This is a genomic window from Citrobacter sp. wls718, assembly GCF_005280945.1.
In the GTDB taxonomy this organism is placed as follows: Bacteria; Pseudomonadota; Gammaproteobacteria; order Enterobacterales; family Enterobacteriaceae; genus Citrobacter; species Citrobacter gillenii.
The window spans coordinates 1-2,426 of sequence record NZ_SZWV01000011.1 but is presented as its reverse complement, the minus strand read 5'-3'; the positions used below and the strand labels follow the sequence as shown (position 1 = coordinate 2,426).

General features: G+C 41.6%; 1 protein-coding gene. It reads left to right on the top strand.

Features of this window, described 5'->3' with window-relative positions:
- Nucleotides 1-733: 733 nt before the first annotated feature.
- Entirely contained in the window at nucleotides 734-2,425 is a 1,692-nt protein-coding gene (locus FDW95_RS02065) for a hypothetical protein (RefSeq protein ID WP_115257242.1), read from the top strand.
- Nucleotide 2,426: the final 1 nt, after the last annotated feature.

Sequence of the window (2,426 nt, the reverse complement as noted above, 5' to 3'; positions counted from 1 at the left end):
TCCCTCCCTCCCTCTATTCATGCGTGAACATATAAATCCCAGGCATTACCCTAAAACCACCTTCCTGAAATGTACCTCTCAGAGAGTTGCAGCAGAACGATTCGTGCCAGGCTGAACGGTATTTCTTGCGTAAAAATGCGAATTAAATGTGATATCGATCGCGTTTTTGTGATTTTCAGACGGCTTGAATTTAACAATTAGAAATTTGTAAATAATCAAATGTGGATAATGAATGTCCTACTCACGGAGTAGAGAGTAGGATTGAAATTGATGTAAATCAATTTTTGCCAATGCTAATTGCAGGTAAACATTAATCCATATTCATAATTCTAAATACCCTAATATTTATGAATTTTAAAATGGTTAAGAGCGTTTAATGTCATAATTGTTTAGTATTTTTGAATATTTAATTTTTATTGGGTATTGGATGCCTTGATGTTTTAATTTACTGTTTTAAAACAGCAGCTTATTTTTTGGTACTAAATGGTTATTCAGTGCTCTGTCCCAATAACGATTATAAATTATATTTATATAATTATTCCATTTAACAAATAGTATCAAAATTGAACTGTTATGTTTTTATGTATTACTATCTGCAAATATTATTTCAGACTGTAAAAATTTTAGAGGCCGGGTAACGGGCCAAAGCGGTGATATTACGCTGGAAGCGGACAGAGGCACGATTGCGCTGGATAAAGCAGGCCATGTCAATGCGGACAATAATCTGACACTGATGGCCGCAACCGGCGCGAATGGAAAGGTGACGGTAACGGGTAACTCTGCGGCAACCAGTTCGGTTAATGCTAAAAAAATGACCATTAATGCTGGTCAGGTGGCGATTTCTAATATCAACCTTACTGCGACAGACAGCAACAGCATTACCGGTGGCAAAGTGTCCATCGCAAACTCATACCTCTCGGCCAACGGCGGCGATCTTAAAATAAATGCGACAGCCACGGACCGTGCTACACAGGCGATGACTGTTACGGGTACAAATATATTAACTGCACGAGGAGGGGATATCCGTATCACTGCTGCCTCAGCTGACGGTGTTAATGGCGGTGCGATTGTTATGTCTGGCGACACGACATTGAATGCGGACCATAGCTATATATCTGGTACTTCTACTTATAATAATACGGGTGCAAAAATTAGCGGGAACCTGGTGGCAAGTGGTGATTTGGATATTACAGGTACCATCACCTCTATGACAGGTAACTATGACAATATCGCGCTGGATATTTCCAATGCTCATATTCAGGCTGATACCGCTGGAACACTGAAAATAGACGGAATTATTTCAGGCGGTAGTGCGGAAAAAGCAAAAGCACTCTATTTGTCAGGAACTACACTGAAAGCTGGAGCTCTGAATATTACGGGGAAGGCAGTAACTGGTGATATGCCGGCAATGAGAATTGCTGGTACGAATACACTGACAGCCCAAAATGGAGACATCCGTATTATTGCCTCATCGAATGGAGGGGTAAGTGGCGGTGCGCTCGTAATGTCTGGCAACACGACTCTGAATGCAGGGCACAGTTATATCAGCGGGGTTTCAGCATATAATAATACCGGCGCAACAATCAGTGGTACTTTAACTGCAAGCGGTGATCTGGACATCACTGGCACAAATAACACAATGACGGGTAATTTTGCTCATAGTGCACTGGTGATATCGAATGCTAACATTCATGCTGGCAGTGCGAGTAATTTAAACGTAAGTGGGAAGGTTTTAGGCGGTTCGGCTGCAAGTTCAACGGCGTTATCAGTCTCTGGTTCATCATTTGATGGTGGTAGCCTGAATATTCTCGGAATGAATAAATCCGGAGGCAAAGGCTTCAATATTTCGAATACAACCCTTCAAGGCGGGCTGGCTGATCTTTCCTCAGTTACGCTCAGCTCCGCTGGCTCAGCGGCATCAACAACTAATCTCATGAACAGCAGCCTGTTTGCTGGTTCTAATTCAAACATAATTTCAACATTTGTTCAGGCCGGTATAGAGAACTTCACTGAAATTACTGGAGAAGTACAAGCTCTCCTGACGGTACTAAACGAAAGTTTAGCTGCAGCCTCTAATGGTGACTGGAATGTCGACTGGTCGGCGAAAGGTGGTGGCTGGTCATTTGATATGGGTGGGGCTACTTTTAATGTTGGTGGTAATGCAAACATTAAGGGGTTAGGGTTCAATCATGCAAATCTCAATGTTTTTAAGAATTTATCAATAGGCGACGAGTCGCAAGGGTTAACGAAGTTAGCCTTAACTAATACACAGGTAGCTGGTGATTTTATACTCAAAGGGATAAATGTAATTCTTGATCGAAGCGATGTAAATGTGCGTGGGGATTTATTAATTGGTGGTGAAAAAAATGTAACTTTTGATCGAAGTGATGTAACTGTGCGTGGGGTAATGACTCCAACTTATTGAT

Coding starts and splice junctions, on each gene's coding strand:
- FDW95_RS02065 (WP_115257242.1), top strand. CDS start 734: ATGGCCGCAACCGGCGCGAATGGAAAGGTGACGGTAACGGGTAACTCT.